The organism is Pseudomonas sp. YQ_6 (assembly GCF_043103245.1).
GTDB classification, from domain to species: Bacteria; Pseudomonadota; Gammaproteobacteria; order Pseudomonadales; family Pseudomonadaceae; genus Aquipseudomonas; species Aquipseudomonas alloputida.
Genome location: NZ_JBICJR010000005.1, coordinates 25,760 through 46,006 on the forward strand (window position 1 = coordinate 25,760; position 20,247 = coordinate 46,006).

Consider the following 20,247-nt stretch of genomic DNA (forward strand, 5'->3'; position numbering starts at 1 on the left):
TGTGCTGGCCTCTTCGCGGGCAGGCCCGCCCCTACAGGTACGCGCAACCTTCGGAACCTGTGATACCACTGTGGGAGCGGGCTTGCCGGCGAAGAGGCCAGCACAGGCAACAGATCAATCAGGGCTGTGCCTTGATCTCCTCCTCCACCGGAGGCTCAGGCTCTTCTCCCCGTAGATCATCAAAATCGGTTTTCAAACCGTCTTCCATGGCATCCAGTTCCACCAACAGGCTACGGAAGCTGGTCTCCTCTCTCGGCTCACCAACCTCCTCTTCCCCAAGGCTGGCATCCGCCAACGCCTGCAGGTGCGCAGGCACCGGCGCATCATCCGGATCAAGTTGCGGCTCTGGTTCCATTTCGCGCAGCTCGGCCAAGGCCGGCAGGTCCTCAAGGCTCTTGAGGTTGAAATGGTCGAGAAACGCCTTGGTGGTGGCGAACATCGCCGGCCGCCCGGGCACTTCGCGGTAGCCGACCACGCGAATCCACTCGCGCTCCATCATGGTCTTGATGATATTGCTGTTCACCGCAACGCCCCGCACATCCTCGATTTCACCCCGGGTGATCGGCTGGCGGTAGGCAATCAGGGCCAATGTCTCAAGCAGCGCACGCGAATAGCGCTGCGGGCGCTCTTCCCACAGGCGCCCGACCCAAGGGGCATAATCCTCGCGAATCTGCAGGCGATAGCCGCTGGCCACCTCCTTGAGCTCGAACGCACGCCCATCGCACGACTTGCCCAGCACCTCCAGGGCCCGCTTGAACACCTTGGGCTCAGGGCGCTCGGCCTCCTCGAACAGCTCGTACAGGTGCTCCAGGGATTGCGGCTTGCCCGAAGCGAGCAAGAAGGCTTCGATCAGCGACGCCAGGTCGCGGGGTTCATTCAGGTTCATCGGGTTCTTCAACTGGCGCTGGGCGAAGCCGCACGTGAATGGCGGCGAAAGGTTCATTCTGCACAAGTTCGATCAGCGATTCCTTCACCAGCTCGAGAATGGCCATGAAGGTCACCACCACGCCCAGCTTGCCCTCCTCGGCAGCGAACAGCGCGATGAACGGCACAAAGGCACCGCCCTTGAGACGCTCCAGCACCTGGCTCATGCGCTCGCGGGTGGACAAGGTCTCACGGGTGATCTGATGGCTTTCGAACAGGTCGTTGCGGCGCATCACCTCGGCCATGGACATCAGCAGCTCTTCCAGGCTGACCTGAGGCAACAGCTTGCGTACCTTGGCCTGCGGCGCTTCCAGGCGCGGCACCACCACCTCGCGCCCGACCCGTGGCAATTCGTCGATGCCCTCGGCGGCAGCCTTGAAGCGCTCGTACGCCTGCAGGCGGCGGATCAGTTCGGCGCGTGGGTCACCCTCCTCCTCCTCGACGTCGGCGGAACGCGGCAGCAGCATGCGTGACTTGATCTCGGCCAGCATGGCAGCCATCACCAGGTATTCGGCGGCCAGCTCAAGGCGTACGCTTTTCATCAGCTCCACATAGCCCATGTACTGCCGGGTGATCTCGGCCACAGGGATGTCGAGGATATCGATATTCTGCTTGCGGATCAGGTACAGCAACAGGTCCAGCGGGCCTTCGAAAGCTTCGAGGATGACTTCAAGGGCATCCGGCGGGATGTACAGGTCCAGCGGCAGCTCGGTCAGGGCTTCACCATAGACCAGCGCCAACTGCAGTTGCCGAGGCTCCTCGACCCGTTCGGCCGGCGCCTCAGGCGCTTCCAGCTGGCTCACGCGTTGACCAGGAACGGCGTGGGGTCGCCACAACCTTCGCGGATCAGTTCCGGTTCGTCGCCGGAGAGGTCGATGATGGTCGACGCCTTGAGGTCGCCGAACCCGCCATCGATCACCAGGTCGACATGGTGCTCCAGCCGTTCACGGATCTCGTAAGGGTCGGTCATCGGCTCGCTGTCGCCCGGCAGGATCAGGCTTACGCTCATCAGTGGCTCGCCCAACTCGGCCAGCAAGGCCAGGGTGATGGCGTGGTCCGGCACACGCAGCCCGATGGTGCGACGCTTATCGTGCAACAGCAGGCGCGGCACTTCACGCGTGCCGTTGAGGATGAAGGTGTAAGGCCCCGGCACATGCGCCTTCAGCAAGCGGAAGGTGCCGGTGTCGACCTTGGCGTACAACCCCAGCTGCGACATGTCGCAGCACATCAGGGTAAAGTTGTGCGTCTTGTCCAGCCCGCGTAGGCGCCGCACCCGCTCGATTGCCGACTTGTCGCCTATCTGGCAACCCAGCGCATACGCCGAATCCGTCGGATACACCACCACGCCCCCCTTGCGGATGATCTCGACGGCCTGTTTTATCAGGCGCGCTTGTGGGTTCTCCGGATGAATCTGGAAAAATTGGCTCACGTAATCGTCCTGTTCATAGCGCCAAAGGCTGTTCATGGCTGAATCGACGCCACAAAGGTGGCAGATCCTCGGGCAAAGGCCGATAGGCACCGATCTCGCCCCAGGTGCCGGGGCCGTGGAAGTCACTGCCAGCGCTTGCCAGCAGGCCGAACTCACGGGCAAGAATGGACATGGTGCCCACTTGCTCGGCAGGCATCATCCCGTTTACCACTTCAAGCGCCTGCCCTCCTGCCTGAATATAGTCGGCAATCAGCCGCCTGCGCTTGCTGCGGGTCAGGTCGTAATGCATGGGATGCGCCAGGCTCACCCAGGCGTTGGACTCTCTCAGCGTGGCAACGGTTTCGTCGAGCGTCGGCCAGTGCTGCTTGACGTCGCCCAGCTTGCCGGCGCCCAGCCACTTGCGAAACGCTTCACCACGGTCCTTGACGTGCCCGGCCCGCACCAGATATTCGGCAAAATGCGGCCGCGCCGGGGCATTGCCGCTGTCACCTAGCTCGTGCTGCACGGCGCGCGCGCCTTCGAGTGTGCCGGGCATGCCCTTGGCCGCCAGCCGTTTGTCGATTTCTTCGGCACGCAGCCAGCGGCCGTGGTGCAGCGCTTGAATCGCCGCCAGCAATGGCGGTGCGTCGAGCGGGAAGTCATAACCCAGCACATGGATGGTCGCGCCGCCCCACGTGCAGGACAGCTCCACCCCGCTGACCCAGCGCATACCCAGGTCAACGCAGGCCTGGCGCGCTTCAGGCAGGCCTTCGAGGGTGTCATGGTCGGTCAGTGCCAGCGCTTGCACCCCGTGCTCATGAGCCCGGGCAACCAGTACCGAAGGCGACAGGGCGCCGTCGGAGGCCGTGCTGTGACAGTGCAGATCAACATTCATAGAGGAGCGCTTTCGCTGGAATCGATGTTTGTTATTATGCCGTCACATCCCGATTCTGGCTGCCATTGTGAAACAATTCATCGATTTCATCCCGCTGCTGCTGTTCTTCATCGTCTACAAGCTCGACCCGCGCCCCATGGAAGTCGCCGGCCATCACTTCGAATTTGGCGGCATCTACAGCGCCACGGCCATGCTGATCATCAGCTCGCTGGTCGTGTACGGCGCACTGTTCCTGCGCCAGCGCAAGCTGGAAAAGGGCCAGTGGCTGACGCTGATCGCCTGCCTGGTGTTCGGTGGCCTGACCCTGACCTTTCACAGCGAAACCTTCCTCAAATGGAAAGCTCCCGTCGTGAACTGGCTGTTCGCCCTGGGTTTTGCCGGCAGCCACTTCATCGGCGATCGGGTGCTGATCAAGCGCATCATGGGCCACGCCCTGACCCTGCCTGATGCCATCTGGACGCGCCTGAACCTGGCCTGGATCGCTTTCTTCCTGTTCTGCGGCGCGGCCAACCTGTTCGTCGCCTTCACCTTCCAGGACTTCTGGGTGGACTTCAAGGTGTTCGGCAGCCTGGGCATGACCGTGATCTTCCTGGTGGCGCAAGGCGTGTACCTGTCGCGCCACCTGCACGATGACCCTTCTATCTCCAAACCCAAGGATTGACATGCTCTACGCCATTATCGCCAGCGACGTCGCAAACTCCCTGGAAAAGCGCCTGGCTGCCCGCCCGGCGCACATCGAACGCCTGCAGCAGCTCAAGGCCGAAGGCCGCGTGGTGCTGGCGGGCCCACACCCGGCCATCGACAGCAACGACCCGGGCGAAGCGGGTTTCAGCGGTAGCTTGATCGTTGCCGAATTCGAGTCGCTGGCAGCCGCGCAGACCTGGGCCGATGCCGACCCGTACATCGCTGCCGGCGTGTACGACAAGGTTGTGGTCAAGCCGTTCAAGCAAGTACTGCCTTGACCTGAGACGGCACGGCCCTCTTCGCTACAAGATACCCACAAACCTTCGGATCTGTGCGATCGCCCGTAGGAGCGGGTTCACCCGCGAAGAGGCCGGGCCTGCTGGCCAATCTCCATCCGCCGTTCACCGTTGCCGCCGCTACCGTATTCGCGGGTAAACCCGCTCCTACACAGATTGGTGGTAGACACATCTCGGTGGTTGGACACAGACCGCTGTAGGAGCGGGTTTACCCGCGAAGAGGGCCACGCGTTACCAGCAGTTATACTCAGGCCATCAGTCTGCGGTATCTTTGCCACTGGCGGACCGAATCACCGCCGTCAATGGTTGAATTGAGTGAGTCATGAGCGAGCTGTTACTGATTGATGATGACCAGGAACTGTGCGAGCTGCTCGGCAGCTGGCTGACCCAGGAAGGGTTTTCCGTGCGTGCCTGCCACGATGGGCAGAGCGCACGCCTGGCCCTGGCTGAGCATGCCCCTGCTGCCGTGGTACTGGATGTGATGTTGCCCGACGGCAGCGGCCTGGAGCTTCTCAAGCAGCTGCGCAGCGAACATGCCGAGCTGCCGGTGCTGATGCTGTCAGCCCGCGGCGAGCCGCTGGACCGCATTCTCGGCCTGGAACTGGGCGCCGACGACTACCTGGCCAAACCCTGCGACCCGCGTGAGCTCACTGCCCGACTGCGCGCAGTACTGCGCCGCAGCCACCCCACCGCCACAACCAGCCAGATGGAGCTGGGTGACCTGGTCTACAGCCCTGCGCGGGGCGTGGCCAGCATCGATGGCCGGGAAATGACCCTGACCCTGTCCGAAAGCCGTATTCTTGAAGCGCTGCTGCGTCAGCCCGGCGAACCTCTGGACAAACAGGAACTGGCGCAGATCGGCCTGGGCCGCAAGCTGACCCTGTACGACCGCAGCCTGGACATGCATGTCAGCAACCTGCGCAAGAAGATCGGCCCCCACGCCGATGGCCGGCCACGCATTGTGGCGTTGCGTAGCCGTGGCTATTACTACTGCCTGTAAACACACCGGGGCCGCTGTGCGCCCCCCCCTGCGCGGCACAAGGCCGCGGCTGCACCGCCCCATCATCTTTACTTTGCCTTTACCATCCCCTGACTGCGCTTGACGGTGATCTCCCTAGACTGTGTTCATCCGGTAATCACCGGCCTATGAAAGGAGAGACACCATGCGCAAGACCCTTATCGCCCTGATGTTCGCTGCCGCCTTGCCGACCGTGGCCATGGCAATGCCTGACGGCGGCCCGCGCCACGACGGCCCGCATCATCGCGGTGATGCGCCTTTCCACCAACTGGACCTGAGCCGCGATCAGCGCCAGCAGATCGGCAAGCTGATGGGCGAGCAAATGCAGCAGCGCCGCGACATTACCGAGCGCTACCTGTCCAAGCTGCCGGCCGCCGACCAGAAAGCCATGAAGGATGAACTGCAAGCCAGCCGCGACAAGACCGACAGCGCAGTGCGCAAGTTGCTCACGCCTGACCAGCAGAAGAAGTTCGATGAACTGCAAAAAGAACGCGCCGCCAAGAAAGCCGAGTGGCAGGAGTTCCAGGCCTGGAAAGCTGAAAAAGGCGCCAAGGCCCAGTAAGCTGTCCGCCCCGTGCCCGGCCCGCATCACTGCGGGCCGGGCTTTTCCCGTTTAGGAGGTGCACTTGCGTTCACTGTTCTGGCGCATCCTGGCCAGTTTCTGGCTGGCCATCACCCTGGTCGCAGGCCTGTCGATCCTGCTGGGGCACATGCTCAACCAGGACGCCTGGATCCTCAGCCGCCACCCGGGCCTGAACACCCTGGCCAGCAAGTGGGCCAAGCACTATGAGCAGGAAGGCCTGGAAGCGGCCCAGCACTTTCTGGAACGACGCAAGGACCGCTACAAGATCGACGTGCAGGTGCTCGACGATAGCGGTGAGGCCGTGGTGCCCGGTACCTTCCCTCGCCGTGCGGCAGCCTTCGAAGCGCGCCAGCACAATGACCAGCGGCGCTTGCCATGGCGCCGGCTGACCGAGGAATACACCAGCCCCGACACCGGCGAAACCTACTTGCTGATCTACCGTATCCCCCACCCGGCGCTGGATGCCTGGCACCGTGAAAGCCTGCTGTGGCCACTCAGCGCCCTGGGCATTGCCTTGGTCGTGCTGACCCTGTTCAGCCTGCTGGTGACGCTGTCCATCACCCGCCCGTTAAGCCGACTGCGCAGCGCCGTACACGATCTGGGCCAGACCACCTATCAGCAGAACAGCCTGGCACGGCTGGCAGCGCGGCGCGACGAGTTTGGCGTGCTGGCCAAGGACTTCAACAAGATGGGCGCGCGCCTGCAAAGCACCATTGGCAGCCAGCGCCAGCTGCTACGCGATGTGTCACATGAACTGCGCTCGCCGCTGGCCAGGCTGCGTATCGCCCTGGCCCTGGCCGAACGCGCCGAGCCTGAGCAGCGGCAAGCGCTGTGGCCACGCCTGACCCGCGAGTGCGACCGCCTGGAAGACCTGATCAGCGAAATCCTCGCCCTGGCCCGAGTGGATGCCGAACAGGCTCATGCCGAACCCGTCGACATCAATGCCTTGCTCGGCAGCGTACGCAAGGACGCCCTGCTGAGCGCGCCGGAGCAGGACGTGCGCCTGGAGGCGCAGCCGGGGTTGAGCTTGCAGGGTTGGCCAACGCTGATCGAGCGTGCCGTGGACAACCTGCTGCGCAATGCCCTGCGCTTCAACCCGGTGGGCCAGCCGGTCGAGGTCAGCGCCGCACGCGAGCAGGACCGCATCGTGATCAGCGTGCGTGACCATGGGCCTGGCGCGGCAGCGGAGCACCTGGCGCAACTGGGTGAGCCGTTCTTCCGCGCGCCGGGGCAAGCAGCACCGGGGCATGGCTTGGGGCTGGCGATTGCACGCAAGGCCGCGGAGCGCCATGGCGGTAGCCTGGTGCTGGAGAATCATCCACAGGGTGGGTTTGTGGCCAGGCTGGAGTTGCCCTTGGCTGAAGCGACAGGCAGTTGATGGGTGTAAAGGCGCCTGGCCTCTTCGCGGGTAAACCCGCTCCTACGGGGATGTGGTTGCTGTTGTAGGAGCGGGTTCACCCGCGAAGAGGCCGGAAGCCTCGATACATGAATCAGCCCAAGCCCAGGTTACTCACCCCAGCCACTGACGAAATCAGCCGTTTCCAGCACCGGCGCCGTCCGCGGCTCGGTCAGCGGCGTGCCGATGTACAGGTAGCCGATCAGCTCTTCGTTCTCGGCCAACCCCAACCCCTTGTGCACATGGGCATCGAAAGCCATGTCACCGGTACGCCACACCGCGCCGATCCCTTGCGCGTGCGCAGCAATCAGAATAGCGTGCGCCGCACAGCCTGCTGCCAGGCGCTGCTCGGACTTGGGCACCTTGAAGTGGTCCTGCAACCTGGCCACCACCACGATCAGCAACGGCGCCCGCAGCGGCATCGCACGGGCCTTGTCCAATGCAGCCTGGCTGGCAGCGCCCTTGTGCTGCACGGCTTCGGCGAACAGCTCACCCAGCTTCTCGCGGCCCTGGCCTTCAATGGTAAGAAAACGCCACGGCCGCAGCTGGCCGTGGTCCGGGGCGCGCAGGGCAGCCTGGAACAGCGCCTCGCGCTGGGCGGCATTGGGCGCCGGTTCGGTCAGGCGCGGCACGGAAACACGGTTGAGCAATGCGTCGAGAGCCTCCATCGGCTACCCTCCTGGCAGTTGAATGTGTGGCCATTCTAGCGTTTACATCACCAGACCCATAGGTAGAATGGCGCCCTTCCGTTTCGAGTCTGAGCAGATCACATGGCGTTGCCGACCTTAAGGATCATTGGTTTCATCATCGGCATCTTCCTGATTACCCTGGCCGTCGGCATGGCCGTGCCCATGGCGACCCTGGTGATCTTCGAGCGCACCGGTGACATGCCGTCGTTTCTCTGGTCGAGCCTGATCACCTTCATCGCCGGCCTGGCCCTGGTGGTGCAGGGGCGCCCGGAGCATGTACACCTGCGCCCGCGCGACATGTACCTGCTGACCGTCAGCAGCTGGCTGGTCGTGTGCGTGTTCGCCGCGCTACCGTTCCTGCTGACCCAGCACATCAGCTACACCGACGCCTTCTTCGAAAGCATGTCAGGCATCACCGCCACTGGAGCCACCGTGCTCAGCGGGCTCGATAACATGTCGCCGGGCATCCTCATGTGGCGCTCGATGCTCCACTGGCTTGGCGGTATCGGCTTCATCGCCATGGCGGTGGCTATCCTGCCGCTGCTGCGCATCGGTGGCATGCGCCTGTTCCAGACCGAATCGTCCGACCGCTCGGAAAAGGTCATGCCGCGTTCGCACATGGTCGCCAAGTCGATCGTGGCGGTTTACGTCGGTTTCTCCATACTTGGTGCGTTGGCCTTCTGGTGGGCGGGCATGAGCCCGTTCGATGCGATCAACCACGCCATGTCGGCTATCTCTACGGGTGGGTTCTCCACCTCCGACCAGTCATTGGCAAAATGGGATATCCCGGCCGTGCACTGGGTGGCGGTGGTGGTGATGATCATGGGCAGCCTGCCGTTCACCCTCTACGTAGCCACCCTGCGCGGCAACCGCAAGGCGCTGATCCGCGACCAGCAGGTGCAAGGCTTGCTAGGCATGCTGGTGGTCACCTGGCTGGTGTTGGGCACCTGGTACTGGTACAGCACCAACCTGCACTGGCTCGACGCCCTGCGCCACGTAGCGCTGAATGTGACCTCTGTGGTCACCACCACTGGTTTCGCCCTGGGGGACTACAGCCTGTGGGGCAACTTCTCGCTGATGCTGTTCTTTTACCTGGGTTTCGTTGGCGGCTGCTCTGGCTCGACCGCCGGCGGTATCAAGATTTTCCGCTTCCAGGTGGCCTACATCCTGCTAAAGGCCAGCCTCAACCAGCTGATTCACCCGCGCGCGGTGATCAAGCAAAAATACAACGGTCATCGCCTCGATGAAGACATCGTGCGTTCGATCCTGACGTTCTCGTTCTTCTTCGCCATCACCATTTGTGTCTTGGCGCTGCTGCTGTCGCTGCTGGGCGTTGACTGGATGACTGCGCTGACCGGTGCCGCCGGCACGGTTTCGGGTGTAGGCCCAGGCCTGGGTGAAGTGATCGGCCCGTCGGGCAACTACGCCACGCTGCCTGACGCGGCCAAATGGATTCTGGCGGCCGGCATGCTGCTGGGCCGCCTGGAAATCATCACGGTGCTGGTGTTGTGCATGCCGGCGTTCTGGCGTCACTGAGCACTTCGCCTTCCGCGCCCAGGCGGGCGCGGTACTCGCTGGGCGTGGCATCAAACCAGCGGCGGAACGCCCGATAGAAGTTGCTGGGGTCGGCAAAGCCCAACAGGTAGGCGGTTTCCAGCAAGGTCATGCCCGGCTGGGCCAGGTATTGTTCGGCCAGTTCGCGGCGGGTGTCGTCAAGCAAGGTCTGGAAGCTGGTGCCTTCCTCCTGCAGCCGCCGTTGCAAGGTGCGCTGCGACAGGTGCAGGGCCTGGGCCAGGGTTTCGCGCTTGGGCTCACCCTGCGGCAGGATTCGGCACAACACCTGGCGTACGCGGTGGCTGACCCGGCTTTCGGAGAAGCGTGCCAGGTACTCGCCGGCAAACCGGTCGTGCAGCACCGCCATGGCCTCGTTGGCGGTCGGCAGCGGCGCCTCCATGTCGGCCCGCTCGAACACCAGCGCATCATGTGGGGCGCCGAACACCAGCGGCGAATGGAACGCCACCTTGTAAGGCTCGACATTCTTCGGCTGCGGCCCCTGCACCAGTACCCGCCGCGGCTGGACCGGCCGGCCACTGAGCCATTTACACAGCGCCAGCGCACAGGCCAGCGACGCTTCGGCGCTATGCCGGGTTGGCGGCAGGTGGTCGCCGTGCACGGTCAGAATCAGCGAATAACCCTCGGGGCCGAGGACGAAACTGAGGTCGGAGCTTTCGGCGATGATGCGCTGGTAGCGCACCAGGCGCTCGAAGCCCTCGGCCAGGGTGCGGCTGGACATCAACGCATAGCCCACTACATGGAACGACGCCGGGCGGACCACCCGTGCCATGTTCAGGCCGATGGCCTGATTGCCCGACAGCTCCACCGCCAGTTGCCAGAGGCGGGTCATGGAGTCTTGCGGAAAGCGTGCATCGGGGTCGTCGAGGGCGGCAAAGTCCAACCCTAATTGCTTGAACATGGCTCTGCAATCCAGCCCTTCCAGTTCAAGTGCCTTCACGATCCCTGATGCCCAACTGGCTGACGTTGTTCTTTCGCTCATGACAGGCTTCTTTTACCAACCGCTCCTGCGGTGAACCCCAAGGATACTCATTTGGCGCCTATTGTCACTGGTAGGCCCCGTCAGTCACTCTAGACTCGAATCAGGCTCCACGCCGTGTATCTTGTCCAGAAGTATTAATCCCGGAGCACTGCCATGAACAGCAAAGCGCAGTTTCGCAGTTTTGCCGAGTTCTATCCGTACTACCTGGGGGAGCACAGCAACCCCACCTGCCGCCGCCTGCACTTCGTCGGCACCAGCCTGGTGATAGCGCTGCTGGCCTACACCATTGGCAGTGGCAAATGGTTGCTGCTGCTGGCCGTGCCGGTGTTCGGCTATGGCTTTGCCTGGGTCGGGCACTTCTTTTTCGAGAAAAATCGGCCAGCGACCTTTACCTATCCGCTGTACAGCCTGGCCGGGGATTTCGTGATGTTCCGGGATATCCTGCTGGGCAAGCTCAGGCTGTAAGCATCCGAGGCCTCTTGGCGGCTCGCCCCTAAGCCGGCTCGCGCAACGCCGCCACGGCCTGCGCTTCGGCCAGCCGATACAGTTCGACACTGCCGTCCCAATGCTCGATCAACGCCGTGCACGACTCCACCCAGTCCCCGCAATTGAGGTAGTCCACCTCACCCACCTTGCGGATTTCGGCATGATGGATATGCCCGCACACGACCCCATGAAACCCACGGCGGGTGCACTCATGGGCAATGGCGTTCTCGAAGTCGCTGATGAAGTTCACCGCGCCTTTCACCTTGTGCTTGAGGTACGCCGACAGCGACCAGTAACCATAGCCATACCGCGCACGCCAGTGGTTGAGCCAGCGGTTGAGCACCAAGGTGAATTCGTAGGCGCGGTCACCCAGAAACGCCAGCCAGCGGTGGTAACGGGTAATCACATCGAACTGATCGCCATGGACCACCAGCAGTCGGCGGCCATCGGCTGTCAGGTGCTCTGCCTCGTCTACCAGCTGAATGTTACCCAGAATCAGCTTCGAGTAGCGGCGCAGGAATTCGTCATGGTTGCCGGTGACGTAGATCACTTCGGTGCCGCGCTTGCTCATGGTCAACAGCCGGCGAATCACGTTGGTGTGGGCTTGCGGCCAGTAAATTCCGCCGCGCAGTTTCCAGCCATCGATGATATCGCCCACCAGGTAGACACGATCAGCCTGGTAGCCCTTGAGAAATTGCGACAGGTGTTCGGCCTGGCAGTCGCGGGTACCCAGGTGCACGTCGGAGATCCACAGGGTACGCACGCGTTGCTTGCGCGAGGGGCGGGACAGTTCGGCATGGCTCATGGGCAGGCTCCGGCGCAGTTTGCTGGAGACTGGCAGGCGTACATGACAGCGCCATGGCAAAACAGTGACGAGTGATGGCGTGCAGGGATTGAGGCACAATGGTCGCCTGCCCTGCGAGGAAGCCCCCATGACCGCCGGCCCGATCCTCTCGCTGCGCCATTACCGCGACAGCCTGATCGCCCACAGCCACGAACACCCGCAACTGGTGTTCGGCCTGCGCGGCCGCCTGGAGTTCGAGGTCCAGGGGCATGGCGCCGGCATCGATCGCCAGGGGCTGATCGTGGTCCCGGCGGGTGCTCATCACACGTGCGCCAGCGATGCCGGCAGTGATTGCCTGGTGCTTGATGTGCCTGGGGAGCCTTGGCTGCGCGAGCACCTGGGCGAGCATGCCGATGCCAGCCGCCGCCTGCTCGACCGCCCCGCCGCCGTATGCCTGGATGAGCGCCAACAGCAACTGGTGGACTGGCTGGCGACCAGCCCCGTGCACGACCCGTTGATCGCCAGGCAAGGCGCGGCCCTGCTGCTGGCCAGCCTCAACGCCACGGCGGCAGCCAGCGTGCACGCCAGCCAGCGCCTGCCCTACAGCGCCTTCGATGCGCATATCGAACAGCATGCTGCCTACCCGCTGCAGGTTGCCGACCTGGCACGCATCGCCGGGCTGTCCATTGCCCGGCTGCATGCGCGATTTACCGCGGAGTGCGGGATGACTCCGATGGACTACATTCGCCAGCGGCGGTTGCTCAAGGCGCGGCGGCTAATCGTGCAGACCGTACTGCCGATGGGCGAAGTTGCGGCGCAGGTTGGGTATAGCTCGCAAAGTGCCTTTTCAGCGGCGATGCTGCGGGCGTTCGGGTGTACACCTTTGGCTTTGCGGCGAGAGTCTGGCGATAACTGACAGCAGTCTTGCGACAGAATGTGTTTGCCTGAGGCTTTACACTTTGCCTTTGCCGGCCCCTTCGCGGGTAAACCCGCTCCTACAGGATTTCCCGCGGTCCTGAAGGTTGTGCACACCTAGGAGCGGGTTTACCCGCGAAAGGACCGGCACTGCCTGTAGAGATCTTCATCAAGGACTACCATGAACCACCGCACCGCCCTCGGCGCCCTGCACATTGGCGCGCTGTTCTTCGGCCTTACCGGCGTCTTCGGCAAACTGGCCACCAGTGCCAGCCCGGCGATCATCGTCTTCGGTCGCGCCGCCTTCGCCGTACTCGCCCTGGCCCTGTTCGCCAGCCTGGCCGGTCCGGGCTGGCAACGCCTGAGCAGCCAGGATGCGCGCCGCCTGCTGCTCGGTGGTGTGCTGCTGGCCGGCCACTGGGTCAGCTTCTTCATCGCCGTCAAAGTGGGCGGCGTAGCCATCGCCACCCTCGGCTTCGCCAGCTTCCCGGCCTTTACGGTGATCCTCGAAAGCCTGCTGTTCCGCGAGCGTATCCACCGTAACGAAGCCGTCTTGGTCGTGCTGGTCAGCATCGGCCTGATACTGGTCACACCGGCATTCGACCTGGCCAGCGAAGCCACCGGCGGCCTGCTCTGGGCACTGCTCTCGGGCCTGCTGTTCTCGCTGCTGTCACTGACCAACCGGGCCGGCTCCGGCCGTTTGCCTGCGGTACAGGCCGCTCTATGGCAAAACCTGGTGGTGGGCCTGTGCCTGCTGCCGTTCGCAGCGCCCGGCCTGACCGACGTTGCGGCCCCGGACTGGCTGTGGATCGCCCTGCTCGGCATCTTCTGCACGGGTGTGGCGCACAGCCTGTTCGTCGCCAGCCTGGCGGTGATCAAGGCGCGCACCGCCGCCGTCGTGTTCGGCATGGAGCCGGTCTACGGCATTGCCGTGGCCTGGGCAGTGTTCGCCGAAACCCCGACCGTGCGCATGCTGCTGGGCGGCGCGCTGATCATCTTCGCCATCGTACTGTCCAGCCGCCTGGCTGCCGAGCAGCCGCCCAGGCAGCGGCCACTGACCGAGGGCGCCTGATCAGCGGTCGTTGTGACCAAGATCACGCTGCGGGTCGACCTGGTCGCGCACCCGCTGCTTCAGTACCTTCGCTTCGGGGAAACCACCGTCGGCCTTGCGCTCCCAGATCTGCACACCATTGCAGGTGATGCGGAAGATACCCCCGGTACCCGGCTCCAGCGCTACCCGGCCAAGGTCGTCGGAAAAGGTGCTGAGCAGTTCCTGTGCCAGCCAGGCAGCACGCAGCAGCCACTGGCACTGGGTGCAATAGGTGATGACGATTTCCGGCTTGTGATCAGCCATGGTGAAACATCTCCAGGTAAGGGGCCGCTTATACTAGCGGTCTTTAGCCCACGGTTTGAGACTCACGATGCGCCGTTTGCTGTTCTGTTTTCTGCTCGTCCTTACCTCGCTTACGGCAATCGCTGCGGAACCCGCCAGGCCCAAGGTTGGCCTGGTGTTGTCTGGCGGTGCGGCCCGTGGCCTGGCCCACATCGGCGTACTCAAGGCGCTGGAGGAACAGGGTGTGCGCATCGACGCCATCGCCGGCACCAGCATGGGCGCGGTGGTCGGCGGCCTGTATGCCTCGGGCTACAGTGTCGAAGAACTGGAAAAACTTGCGACCACCCTTGACTGGCAACAGGCACTCTCCGACGCCCCGCCGCGCAAGGATGTGCCGTTCCGGCGCAAGCAGGATGACCGTGACTTTCTGGTCAAGCAGAAGCTCAGCTTTCGCGACGACGGCAGCCTGGGCCTGCCGCTGGGTGTGATCCAGGGCCAGAACTTGTCACTGCTGCTGGAAAGCAAACTGGCGCATACCGCCGACACCCGCGACTTCGACAAGCTGCCCATCCCCTTCCGCGCGGTGGCTACCGACATCGCCAGTGGCGAAAAAGTCGTATTCCGCCGTGGTCACCTGCCCCAGGTAATCCGCGCCAGCATGTCGATCCCCGCGGTGTTCGCCCCGGTCGAACTGGACGGCCGCCTGCTGGTGGACGGCGGGATGGTCGACAACATCCCGGTGGATGTGGCCCGCGAAATGGGCGTGGACCTGGCCATCGTGGTCGACATCGGCACCCCGCTGCGCGATCGCAAGCAATTACTGACGGTGGTCGACGTGCTGAATCAGTCGATCACTTTGATGACCCGGCGCAACTCCGAAGAACAACTGGCCAGCCTGCACCGCGACGACATCCTCATCCAGCCATCGCTGACTGCCTTCGGCGTGACAGATTTCGGCCGTGCCCGCGACATGATCGACGCCGGTTACCGCGCCACTCGCCTGCTTGACCCGCGCCTGGCCGCCCTGCGCCAGCTCGAGGGCGACGCCAGCCTGGCCGTGGCCCGCTCGCCGCGCCAGCGCACGCCGGTAATCACCGCAATCCGGATCGAAAACGACTCCAAGGTCAGCGATGATGTGATCCGCTCGTACATCCGCCAGCCGATCGACGCGCCGCTGGAACTGGACCGCCTGCAGACCGACATGGGTACGCTGTATGGCCTGGACTATTTCGACAGGGTGCAGTACCGCGTGGTGCACAAGGGCAACGACAATACCTTGGTGATCAACGCCCGCGGCCGACGCGGCGGCACCGACTACCTGCGCCTGGGCCTGAACCTGTCCGATGACCTGCGCGGCGACAGCGCATTCAACCTGGGCGCCAGCTACCGGGTCAACGGCATCAACAGCCTTGGCGCCGAATGGCTGACCCGCGGCCAGATCGGTGACCAGCAAGCGCTGTACAGTGAGTTCTACCAACCCCTGGATGTGGGCTCACGCTACTTCATCGCGCCATACCTGGACCTGGGCTCTCAGAACATCGAAGCCACCCTGGACAACGACCCCGTCGCCGAGTATCGCCTGGAGCGCTACGGTTTTGGCCTGAACGTAGGCCGGCAGATCGGCAACAGCGGTGAAGTGCGTCTGGGCGTGGGCAAGGCCTGGGGCGAGGCCGAGGTGCGCATCGGCGACCAGGATCTGCCCAAAGTCAGTTTCAACGAAGGTTTCTACGAGCTGAAGTACTCGTTCGACACCCTCGATAACGTGTACTTCCCGCACCATGGCGAGGACATCGGCCTGACCCTGCGCAAATACGACAAGTCGCTGGACTCCGACCAGGATTACCGGCAGTGGCTGTTCACCCTGGACAAGGCCATCAGCAGCGGGCCGAACACGTTCGTGCTGGGTGGGAGCTACGGGCGCACGCTGGACGATACCGAAGTGGTGACGTCGAGCTTCGTGATGGGCGGGGCGCGACAGCTGTCAGGCTTCCGCGAGGACTCGGTATCGGGGCAGAACGCGAGCCTGGTGCGCATGGTCTATTACCGCCGGCTGACGCCGCGGGCCTATGTGCCGCTGGACTTCCCGCTGTACATCGGCGGCTCGCTGGAGCGTGGTCGGGCGTGGAACAACGACAACGAATTCGACAGTGGGTACATCAATGCGGCGAGCATCTTCCTGGGGCTGGATACGCCTCTAGGGCCGCTGAACTTCAGCTACGGCGCCAACAGTGCGCATGAGCAAGCGGTGTACCTGAACCTTGGGCACACCTTCTGAGGCTTGCACTGCACCTGCATCGATGGGTGAGCTCAGGACTTTTCGAGGTTGGCCAAGATCTTGGCATGCACGCGCATACAGACCTGCAAGTCCGCCTCGTCCACGCCGGTAAACAGCTCTACCCGCAGCTGGTTGGCGATGGTCTCGATCTGATCGATCAACGGCTTGGCCGGCGGGCACAGCACAATCTTCTTCGCCCGCCGATCCTCCAGCACCGCCTGCCGGCGCACCAGCCCTTGCGCTTCCAGGCTGTCAAGCAGACGCGCCAGGGTCGGGCCTTCGACGCCTACGCTCTGGGCCAGCTCACGCTGTGTCGGGGCTTCTTCGAAGCGCGCCAGGTGCAGCAACACCAGCCAGCGCGCCTGGGACAGGTTGAGCCCGGCCAGGCGGCGGTCCAGCTCGGCACGCCAACCTCGGGACATCTGAGCCAATTGCATGCCAAAGCGGTGTTGGTTGTCGTTCAGGGGCATAAGGAACTCATTGGAGTAGATCTAATTATTAGGCAGCTAACCATGCCCTGCCCCACGAGGCAAGGCTCGGCCATGGTTACGCGTTCGATAATCGTCAAAAAGCATGACAAAGGTCAGCAGATGGCGCTTCTGCCTTCGATCCTGCATGCGTTTACAATTCGAATTCCGCCGCCAGCGCTGCGCGCACGCAATAGAGTACGCCCTCCGGCACCCGCGCCCCGAATTGCGGGGCAATGGCCGACACCGGTGGCAGCTCACCCTCACCATCAAGAAAGGCGTCCTGCACCTCCATCATCAGGTCTTCCGGCAGGTCGATGGCCTGGTCCAGACTCAGTTCCTGGCGGCCCAGCGCCTCGGCCAGCAGGCTATACACGTTCTTCTCGCTGCAATTGAGCTGCCCGGCGATCTGCGCCGGGGTCATGCCGGCACGGGCCAGGCTGACCAGTTCATGGCGCAGGTCGAGCACCACTTTCGGTGCCTCGTCGGTGCCACCGCTGTTGTTCAGCACTTCGAGGAACGCCTGGCCGTAGCGCTCCAGCTTGCGCGCCCCCACACCGCTGACCTGGGCCATGTCGCTGAGGCTGACCGGCTGGCTGCGCAGCATCTCCAGCAGTGTCGAGTCGGGGAAGATGACGTAGGGCGGCACACTGTGTTCTTCGGCCAGCTTGCGGCGCAGGGTACGCAGCGCTTCCCACAGATCGCGCTCTTCGGCACGCACCAGCTGGCTGGCCGGGCTGCCGCCGCTGGACGACGAGGTTTTGGCCGTGGTCTGCGGTTTGAGGTCACGGCGCAGTTGCAAGGTCACCTCGCCGCGCAGCAGCGGCCGGCAGCTGTCGGACAGGCGCAGTCCGCCGTAGCCTTCCAGGTCGATATCGACCAGCCCGCGCGCCACCAACTGACGGAACAGCGAGCGCCACTCCACCTCGGCCAAGCCTTTGCCAACGCCGAATACCGACAGCTTCTCGTGGCCGAAATTGCGCACCTTCTCGGTGTCCTTGCCCAACAGCACATCGACCAGGTGGCCAACACCATAGCGCTGGCCGGTGCGGAACACCGCCGACAGCGCCTGGCGGGCCGGCTCGGTGGCGTCCCAGGTCTGGATGTTGTCGACACAGTTGTCGCAGTGCCCGCACGGTTGTTCGAGGGTTTCGTCGAAGTAGGCCAGCAGCGTCTGGCGGCGGCAGCGCGTTTCTTCGCACAGCGCCAGCATGGCGTCCAGCTTGTGCTGCTCGATGCGCTTGTGGCGCTCGTCGCCTTCGGAGTTCTGCAGCATCTGCTTGAGCATCACCATGTCCTGCAGCCCGTAGGCCATCCAGGCATCGGAGGGCAGGCCGTCACGGCCGGCCCGGCCGGTTTCCTGGTAGTAGGCTTCAAGCGACTTGGGCAGGTCGAGGTGAGCAACGAAACGCACGTTGGGCTTGTCGATACCCATGCCGAAAGCAATGGTAGCGACCATGATCAGCCCTTCCTCGTTGAGAAAGCGGTGCTGGTTGGCCGCACGTGTCTCGGCGGCCAGGCCGGCGTGATACGGCAGCGCAGGGAAACCCTGACTGCAGAGGAAGGCGGCGGTTTCGTCGACCTTCTTGCGCGACAGGCAGTAGACGATGCCTGCGTTGCCACGACGTTCGCCGAGGAAGGCCATCAACTGCTTGCGCGGTGCCTCCTTGGGCACGATGCGGTAGAAGATGTTGGGCCGGTCGAAACTCGACAGGAAGCGCTCGGCGCCTTGCAGGTGCAGGCGCTGAACGATCTCCTCGCGGGTTCGCATGTCGGCTGTAGCGGTAAGCGCAATGCGCGGTACATGCGGAAACAGTTCGGCCAGCTGGCCCAGCTGCAGGTACTCTGGGCGGAAATCGTGCCCCCATTGCGATACACAGTGGGCCTCGTCAATAGCGAACAGCGAGATGTCCAGATCGCGCAGGAAGTCGAGCATGCGCGGCTGCACCAGGCGTTCCGGCGCAAGATACAGCATCTTGACTTCACCACGGCGCAAGCGCCCGGCCAGTTCACGCTGCTGCTCCGCCGTCAGGGTAGAGTTCAGGGCGGCCGCAGATACACCCAGCTCGTCAAGGGTGGCGACCTGGTCGTCCATCAGCGCGATCAGTGGCGATACCACCACCGTCAGGCCCGGGCGCAGCAGCCCCGGCACCTGGAAACACAGCGATTTGCCGCCACCGGTGGGCATCAGTACCAAGGCATCGCCGCCATTGGCCACGCATTCGATGATCGCTGCCTGGCGCCCACGGAAACTGTCGTAGCCGAAGATGTCCTTGAGAACGCGCTGAGCCTGTTCGAGCATGTGCAACTCCAAATCGCCGTACCATCCTGGATAAAGGCTGGACGAAAAACCCGCCCCGCACACGCCAAATGCGTAAGCGGTTTTTGCCAGGCAGCCGTTAAAACCTGCCCCTGGATGAAAAATCGCGGAGTATACCGCAGCACCGTGCTGCACATGCACCGCGGCGATAGACGTTCCCTTTGCCCCGCTGCCGCTGCAAGGTGCTAGAATTCGTTATCGTTTATTCCCCAAGGTAGCCCTGTAATGTCCTTCGCCGAGCAACTGACCCGCCTGCAAGCCTTCCTCGACGCCGACGAGCTGCACGAAGAAGCGCTGGACTATGTCGCCGCACACGGCTACCTCACCGCTCTTTCGATCAACGCCGAGGACGTGCCCGAGCGCGAATGGATCGACGCCCTGTTCGCCGAGGAGCCGCACTACGCCAGCGAAGCCCAGCGCACCGAGATCGAAGCCACCCTGGTGGCGCTCAAGGCGCACATTGCCCGCCAGCTGGCCAGCGACGAAGAATTCGACCTGCCCTGCGACCTCGACCTGACCGATGAGCCGGACGATTCCGACCTGCGCGGCTGGTGCATCGGCTTCATGGAAGGCGTGTTCCTGCGGGAAGAGGCGTGGTTCGAGAACGCCGAGGAAGAAGTCAGCGAGATGCTGCTGCCGATCATGGTGGGTTCGGGCTTGTTCGACGAGCAACCAGAGTTCGCCGATATCGCCAGCAACGCCAACCTGCAGGATGACATGATCGTGCAAATCCCCGAGGCATTGAGCGCATTGTTCCTGCTGCTGCACGCCCCTGACGAAAAACCGGCGCTGCTCAAGCCACGCCACCACTGAGCAACCTGTGCGCTACCTGCTGCTGGCCACTGGCTGGCTCAGCGTCGCGCTGGGGGTGCTGGGGATATTTTTGCCGGTATTGCCCACCACCCCATTCCTGCTTTTGGCGGCGGCCTGCTTTGCCCGCAGCTCGCCGCGCTTCCATCACTGGCTGGTCCATCATCCCAAGCTGGGGCCATGGATCCGTGACTACCTCAGTGGTGAAGGCATCCCCCTCAAGGGCAAGGTCTACGCCATCGGCCTGATGTGGGCCAGCATTGGCCTGTCGTGCTATCTGGTGCCGCTATTCTGGGCGCGCACCTTCATGTTGACCAGTGCCGTATTGGTCACCCTGTACATTCTCAGCCTGAAGACCCTGCACAAGCCAAGGTGACAATATTTTGTCGCCAAATATCGCTTTCGCCTAA

At 63.4% G+C, this 20,247-nt stretch carries 22 protein-coding genes; 12 read left to right on the plus strand and 10 right to left on the minus strand.

Translation table 11 applies throughout. From position 1 onward, the window contains the following. Positions 1 to 118: 118 nt before the first annotated feature. The 4 genes from scpB to ACF8FG_RS00835 form a co-directional block, all read right to left on the minus strand. Complete coding sequence (scpB, locus tag ACF8FG_RS00820) at positions 119 to 886, minus strand: SMC-Scp complex subunit ScpB (protein WP_014590091.1); 768 nt, start codon at positions 884 to 886, stop codon at positions 119 to 121. After that, complete coding sequence (locus tag ACF8FG_RS00825) at positions 873 to 1,613, minus strand: ScpA family protein (protein WP_318080079.1); 741 nt, start codon at positions 1,611 to 1,613, stop codon at positions 873 to 875. Before ACF8FG_RS00825 ends, scpB begins: the two co-directional genes overlap by 14 nt. Positions 1,614 to 1,723: 110 nt before the next feature. Beyond that, the gene (locus ACF8FG_RS00830; RefSeq protein ID WP_014590089.1) at positions 1,724 to 2,353 is read right to left on the minus strand and encodes an L-threonylcarbamoyladenylate synthase; all 630 of its coding nucleotides are present in this window, start codon (positions 2,351 to 2,353) and stop codon (positions 1,724 to 1,726) included. Between the two features lie 13 nt (positions 2,354 to 2,366). Further along, positions 2,367 to 3,227, minus strand: coding sequence for a PHP domain-containing protein (locus ACF8FG_RS00835; RefSeq protein WP_019437591.1), 861 nt, complete (start codon positions 3,225 to 3,227; stop codon positions 2,367 to 2,369). A gap of 67 nt (positions 3,228 to 3,294) precedes the next feature. Between ACF8FG_RS00835 and ACF8FG_RS00840 the strand changes: the two genes are divergently transcribed. The 5 genes from ACF8FG_RS00840 to ACF8FG_RS00860 all read left to right on the plus strand — a co-directional run bounded on the left by ACF8FG_RS00840 (position 3,295) and on the right by ACF8FG_RS00860 (position 7,186). Continuing rightward, positions 3,295 to 3,888, plus strand: coding sequence for a septation protein A (locus tag ACF8FG_RS00840; RefSeq protein WP_019437590.1), 594 nt, complete (start codon positions 3,295 to 3,297; stop codon positions 3,886 to 3,888). Position 3,889: 1 nt separating this feature from the next. Further along, on the plus strand, positions 3,890 to 4,189 hold the full coding sequence (locus tag ACF8FG_RS00845) for a YciI family protein (RefSeq protein ID WP_003254549.1): 300 nt from the start codon (positions 3,890 to 3,892) through the stop codon (positions 4,187 to 4,189). A gap of 340 nt (positions 4,190 to 4,529) precedes the next feature. Beyond that, a complete protein-coding gene (locus tag ACF8FG_RS00850; protein ID WP_003254551.1) occupies positions 4,530 to 5,207 on the plus strand; it encodes a response regulator transcription factor in 678 nt (225 codons plus the stop codon). A 163-nt stretch (positions 5,208 to 5,370) separates the two neighbouring features. Beyond that, positions 5,371 to 5,787, plus strand: a complete 417-nt coding sequence (locus tag ACF8FG_RS00855; protein WP_014590086.1) for a Spy/CpxP family protein refolding chaperone — start codon at positions 5,371 to 5,373, stop codon at positions 5,785 to 5,787. Between the two features lie 58 nt (positions 5,788 to 5,845). Further along, positions 5,846 to 7,186 (plus strand): HAMP domain-containing sensor histidine kinase, encoded by a 1,341-nt coding sequence (locus tag ACF8FG_RS00860; RefSeq protein WP_019437589.1) that lies wholly within the window; start codon positions 5,846 to 5,848, stop codon positions 7,184 to 7,186. 128 nt (positions 7,187 to 7,314) lie between these two features. Here ACF8FG_RS00860 and ACF8FG_RS00865 read toward each other — a convergent pair whose 3' ends face one another. Next, on the minus strand, positions 7,315 to 7,872 hold the full coding sequence (locus ACF8FG_RS00865; protein WP_019437588.1) for an NAD(P)H nitroreductase: 558 nt from the start codon (positions 7,870 to 7,872) through the stop codon (positions 7,315 to 7,317). Between the two features lie 102 nt (positions 7,873 to 7,974). Between ACF8FG_RS00865 and ACF8FG_RS00870 the strand changes: the two genes are divergently transcribed. Continuing rightward, positions 7,975 to 9,429: a TrkH family potassium uptake protein gene (locus ACF8FG_RS00870; RefSeq protein WP_004576878.1), complete on the plus strand. Its 1,455-nt coding sequence runs from the start codon at positions 7,975 to 7,977 to the stop codon at positions 9,427 to 9,429. On the opposite strand, the gene ACF8FG_RS00875 is transcribed toward ACF8FG_RS00870, so the two are convergent. Continuing rightward, complete coding sequence (locus tag ACF8FG_RS00875) at positions 9,386 to 10,447, minus strand: AraC family transcriptional regulator (RefSeq protein ID WP_026031876.1); 1,062 nt, start codon at positions 10,445 to 10,447, stop codon at positions 9,386 to 9,388. The genes ACF8FG_RS00870 and ACF8FG_RS00875 overlap by 44 nt on opposite strands. A gap of 153 nt (positions 10,448 to 10,600) precedes the next feature. Here ACF8FG_RS00875 and ACF8FG_RS00880 point away from each other — a divergent pair, with 153 nt between their 5' ends. Continuing rightward, a complete protein-coding gene (locus ACF8FG_RS00880; protein ID WP_014590083.1) occupies positions 10,601 to 10,912 on the plus strand; it encodes a DUF962 domain-containing protein in 312 nt (103 codons plus the stop codon). Positions 10,913 to 10,940: 28 nt separating this feature from the next. Here ACF8FG_RS00880 and ACF8FG_RS00885 read toward each other — a convergent pair whose 3' ends face one another. Continuing rightward, positions 10,941 to 11,738, minus strand: coding sequence for a UDP-2,3-diacylglucosamine diphosphatase (locus ACF8FG_RS00885; protein WP_003254566.1), 798 nt, complete (start codon positions 11,736 to 11,738; stop codon positions 10,941 to 10,943). A gap of 127 nt (positions 11,739 to 11,865) precedes the next feature. Between ACF8FG_RS00885 and ACF8FG_RS00890 the strand changes: the two genes are divergently transcribed. Together ACF8FG_RS00890 and ACF8FG_RS00895 are read left to right on the plus strand one after the other, a co-directional pair. Then, on the plus strand, positions 11,866 to 12,633 hold the full coding sequence (locus ACF8FG_RS00890; protein ID WP_070383569.1) for an AraC family transcriptional regulator: 768 nt from the start codon (positions 11,866 to 11,868) through the stop codon (positions 12,631 to 12,633). A 180-nt stretch (positions 12,634 to 12,813) separates the two neighbouring features. Further along, positions 12,814 to 13,704 carry a DMT family transporter gene (locus ACF8FG_RS00895; RefSeq protein ID WP_014590081.1) on the plus strand — a complete coding sequence of 297 codons (891 nt, stop codon included), beginning with the start codon at positions 12,814 to 12,816 and terminating at the stop codon, positions 13,702 to 13,704. Here ACF8FG_RS00895 and ACF8FG_RS00900 read toward each other — a convergent pair whose 3' ends face one another. Then, entirely contained in the window at positions 13,705 to 13,986 is a 282-nt protein-coding gene (locus tag ACF8FG_RS00900) for a SelT/SelW/SelH family protein (RefSeq protein ID WP_014590080.1), read from the minus strand. 67 nt (positions 13,987 to 14,053) lie between these two features. Between ACF8FG_RS00900 and ACF8FG_RS00905 the strand changes: the two genes are divergently transcribed. Then, complete coding sequence (locus ACF8FG_RS00905; RefSeq protein WP_076402680.1) at positions 14,054 to 16,240, plus strand: patatin-like phospholipase family protein; 2,187 nt, start codon at positions 14,054 to 14,056, stop codon at positions 16,238 to 16,240. A 32-nt stretch (positions 16,241 to 16,272) separates the two neighbouring features. Here ACF8FG_RS00905 and ACF8FG_RS00910 read toward each other — a convergent pair whose 3' ends face one another. After that, positions 16,273 to 16,710 (minus strand): MarR family transcriptional regulator, encoded by a 438-nt coding sequence (locus ACF8FG_RS00910; RefSeq protein WP_010955198.1) that lies wholly within the window; start codon positions 16,708 to 16,710, stop codon positions 16,273 to 16,275. Between the two features lie 151 nt (positions 16,711 to 16,861). Then, complete coding sequence (gene recQ / locus ACF8FG_RS00915) at positions 16,862 to 19,009, minus strand: DNA helicase RecQ (RefSeq protein ID WP_041166861.1); 2,148 nt, start codon at positions 19,007 to 19,009, stop codon at positions 16,862 to 16,864. Between the two features lie 243 nt (positions 19,010 to 19,252). On the opposite strand from recQ, the gene ACF8FG_RS00920 reads away from it, so the two are divergent. Together ACF8FG_RS00920 and ACF8FG_RS00925 are read left to right on the plus strand one after the other, a co-directional pair. Then, on the plus strand, positions 19,253 to 19,840 hold the full coding sequence (locus ACF8FG_RS00920; protein WP_010955200.1) for a YecA family protein: 588 nt from the start codon (positions 19,253 to 19,255) through the stop codon (positions 19,838 to 19,840). Between the two features lie 7 nt (positions 19,841 to 19,847). Then, on the plus strand, positions 19,848 to 20,213 hold the full coding sequence (locus ACF8FG_RS00925; protein ID WP_014590077.1) for a YbaN family protein: 366 nt from the start codon (positions 19,848 to 19,850) through the stop codon (positions 20,211 to 20,213). Positions 20,214 to 20,247 lie beyond the last annotated feature (34 nt).

Excerpts from the sequence above, each read along its gene's own strand:
- ACF8FG_RS00870 (WP_004576878.1), top strand. The coding sequence starts at position 7,975 with ATGGCGTTGCCGACCTTAAGGATCATTGGTTTCATCATCGGCATCTTC.
- ACF8FG_RS00875 (WP_026031876.1), bottom strand. The coding sequence starts at position 10,447 with ATGAGCGAAAGAACAACGTCAGCCAGTTGGGCATCAGGGATCGTGAAG.
- ACF8FG_RS00885 (WP_003254566.1), bottom strand. The coding sequence starts at position 11,738 with ATGAGCCATGCCGAACTGTCCCGCCCCTCGCGCAAGCAACGCGTGCGT.
- recQ (WP_041166861.1), bottom strand. The coding sequence starts at position 19,009 with ATGCTCGAACAGGCTCAGCGCGTTCTCAAGGACATCTTCGGCTACGAC.
- ACF8FG_RS00850 (WP_003254551.1), top strand. The coding sequence starts at position 4,530 with ATGAGCGAGCTGTTACTGATTGATGATGACCAGGAACTGTGCGAGCTG.
- ACF8FG_RS00880 (WP_014590083.1), top strand. The coding sequence starts at position 10,601 with ATGAACAGCAAAGCGCAGTTTCGCAGTTTTGCCGAGTTCTATCCGTAC.
- ACF8FG_RS00910 (WP_010955198.1), bottom strand. The coding sequence starts at position 16,710 with ATGCCCCTGAACGACAACCAACACCGCTTTGGCATGCAATTGGCTCAG.
- ACF8FG_RS00900 (WP_014590080.1), bottom strand. The coding sequence starts at position 13,986 with ATGGCTGATCACAAGCCGGAAATCGTCATCACCTATTGCACCCAGTGC.
- ACF8FG_RS00865 (WP_019437588.1), bottom strand. The coding sequence starts at position 7,872 with ATGGAGGCTCTCGACGCATTGCTCAACCGTGTTTCCGTGCCGCGCCTG.
- ACF8FG_RS00890 (WP_070383569.1), top strand. The coding sequence starts at position 11,866 with ATGACCGCCGGCCCGATCCTCTCGCTGCGCCATTACCGCGACAGCCTG.
- ACF8FG_RS00855 (WP_014590086.1), top strand. The coding sequence starts at position 5,371 with ATGCGCAAGACCCTTATCGCCCTGATGTTCGCTGCCGCCTTGCCGACC.
- ACF8FG_RS00920 (WP_010955200.1), top strand. The coding sequence starts at position 19,253 with ATGTCCTTCGCCGAGCAACTGACCCGCCTGCAAGCCTTCCTCGACGCC.
- ACF8FG_RS00835 (WP_019437591.1), bottom strand. The coding sequence starts at position 3,227 with ATGAATGTTGATCTGCACTGTCACAGCACGGCCTCCGACGGCGCCCTG.
- ACF8FG_RS00895 (WP_014590081.1), top strand. The coding sequence starts at position 12,814 with ATGAACCACCGCACCGCCCTCGGCGCCCTGCACATTGGCGCGCTGTTC.
- ACF8FG_RS00905 (WP_076402680.1), top strand. The coding sequence starts at position 14,054 with ATGCGCCGTTTGCTGTTCTGTTTTCTGCTCGTCCTTACCTCGCTTACG.
- scpB (WP_014590091.1), bottom strand. The coding sequence starts at position 886 with ATGAACCTGAATGAACCCCGCGACCTGGCGTCGCTGATCGAAGCCTTC.
- ACF8FG_RS00845 (WP_003254549.1), top strand. The coding sequence starts at position 3,890 with ATGCTCTACGCCATTATCGCCAGCGACGTCGCAAACTCCCTGGAAAAG.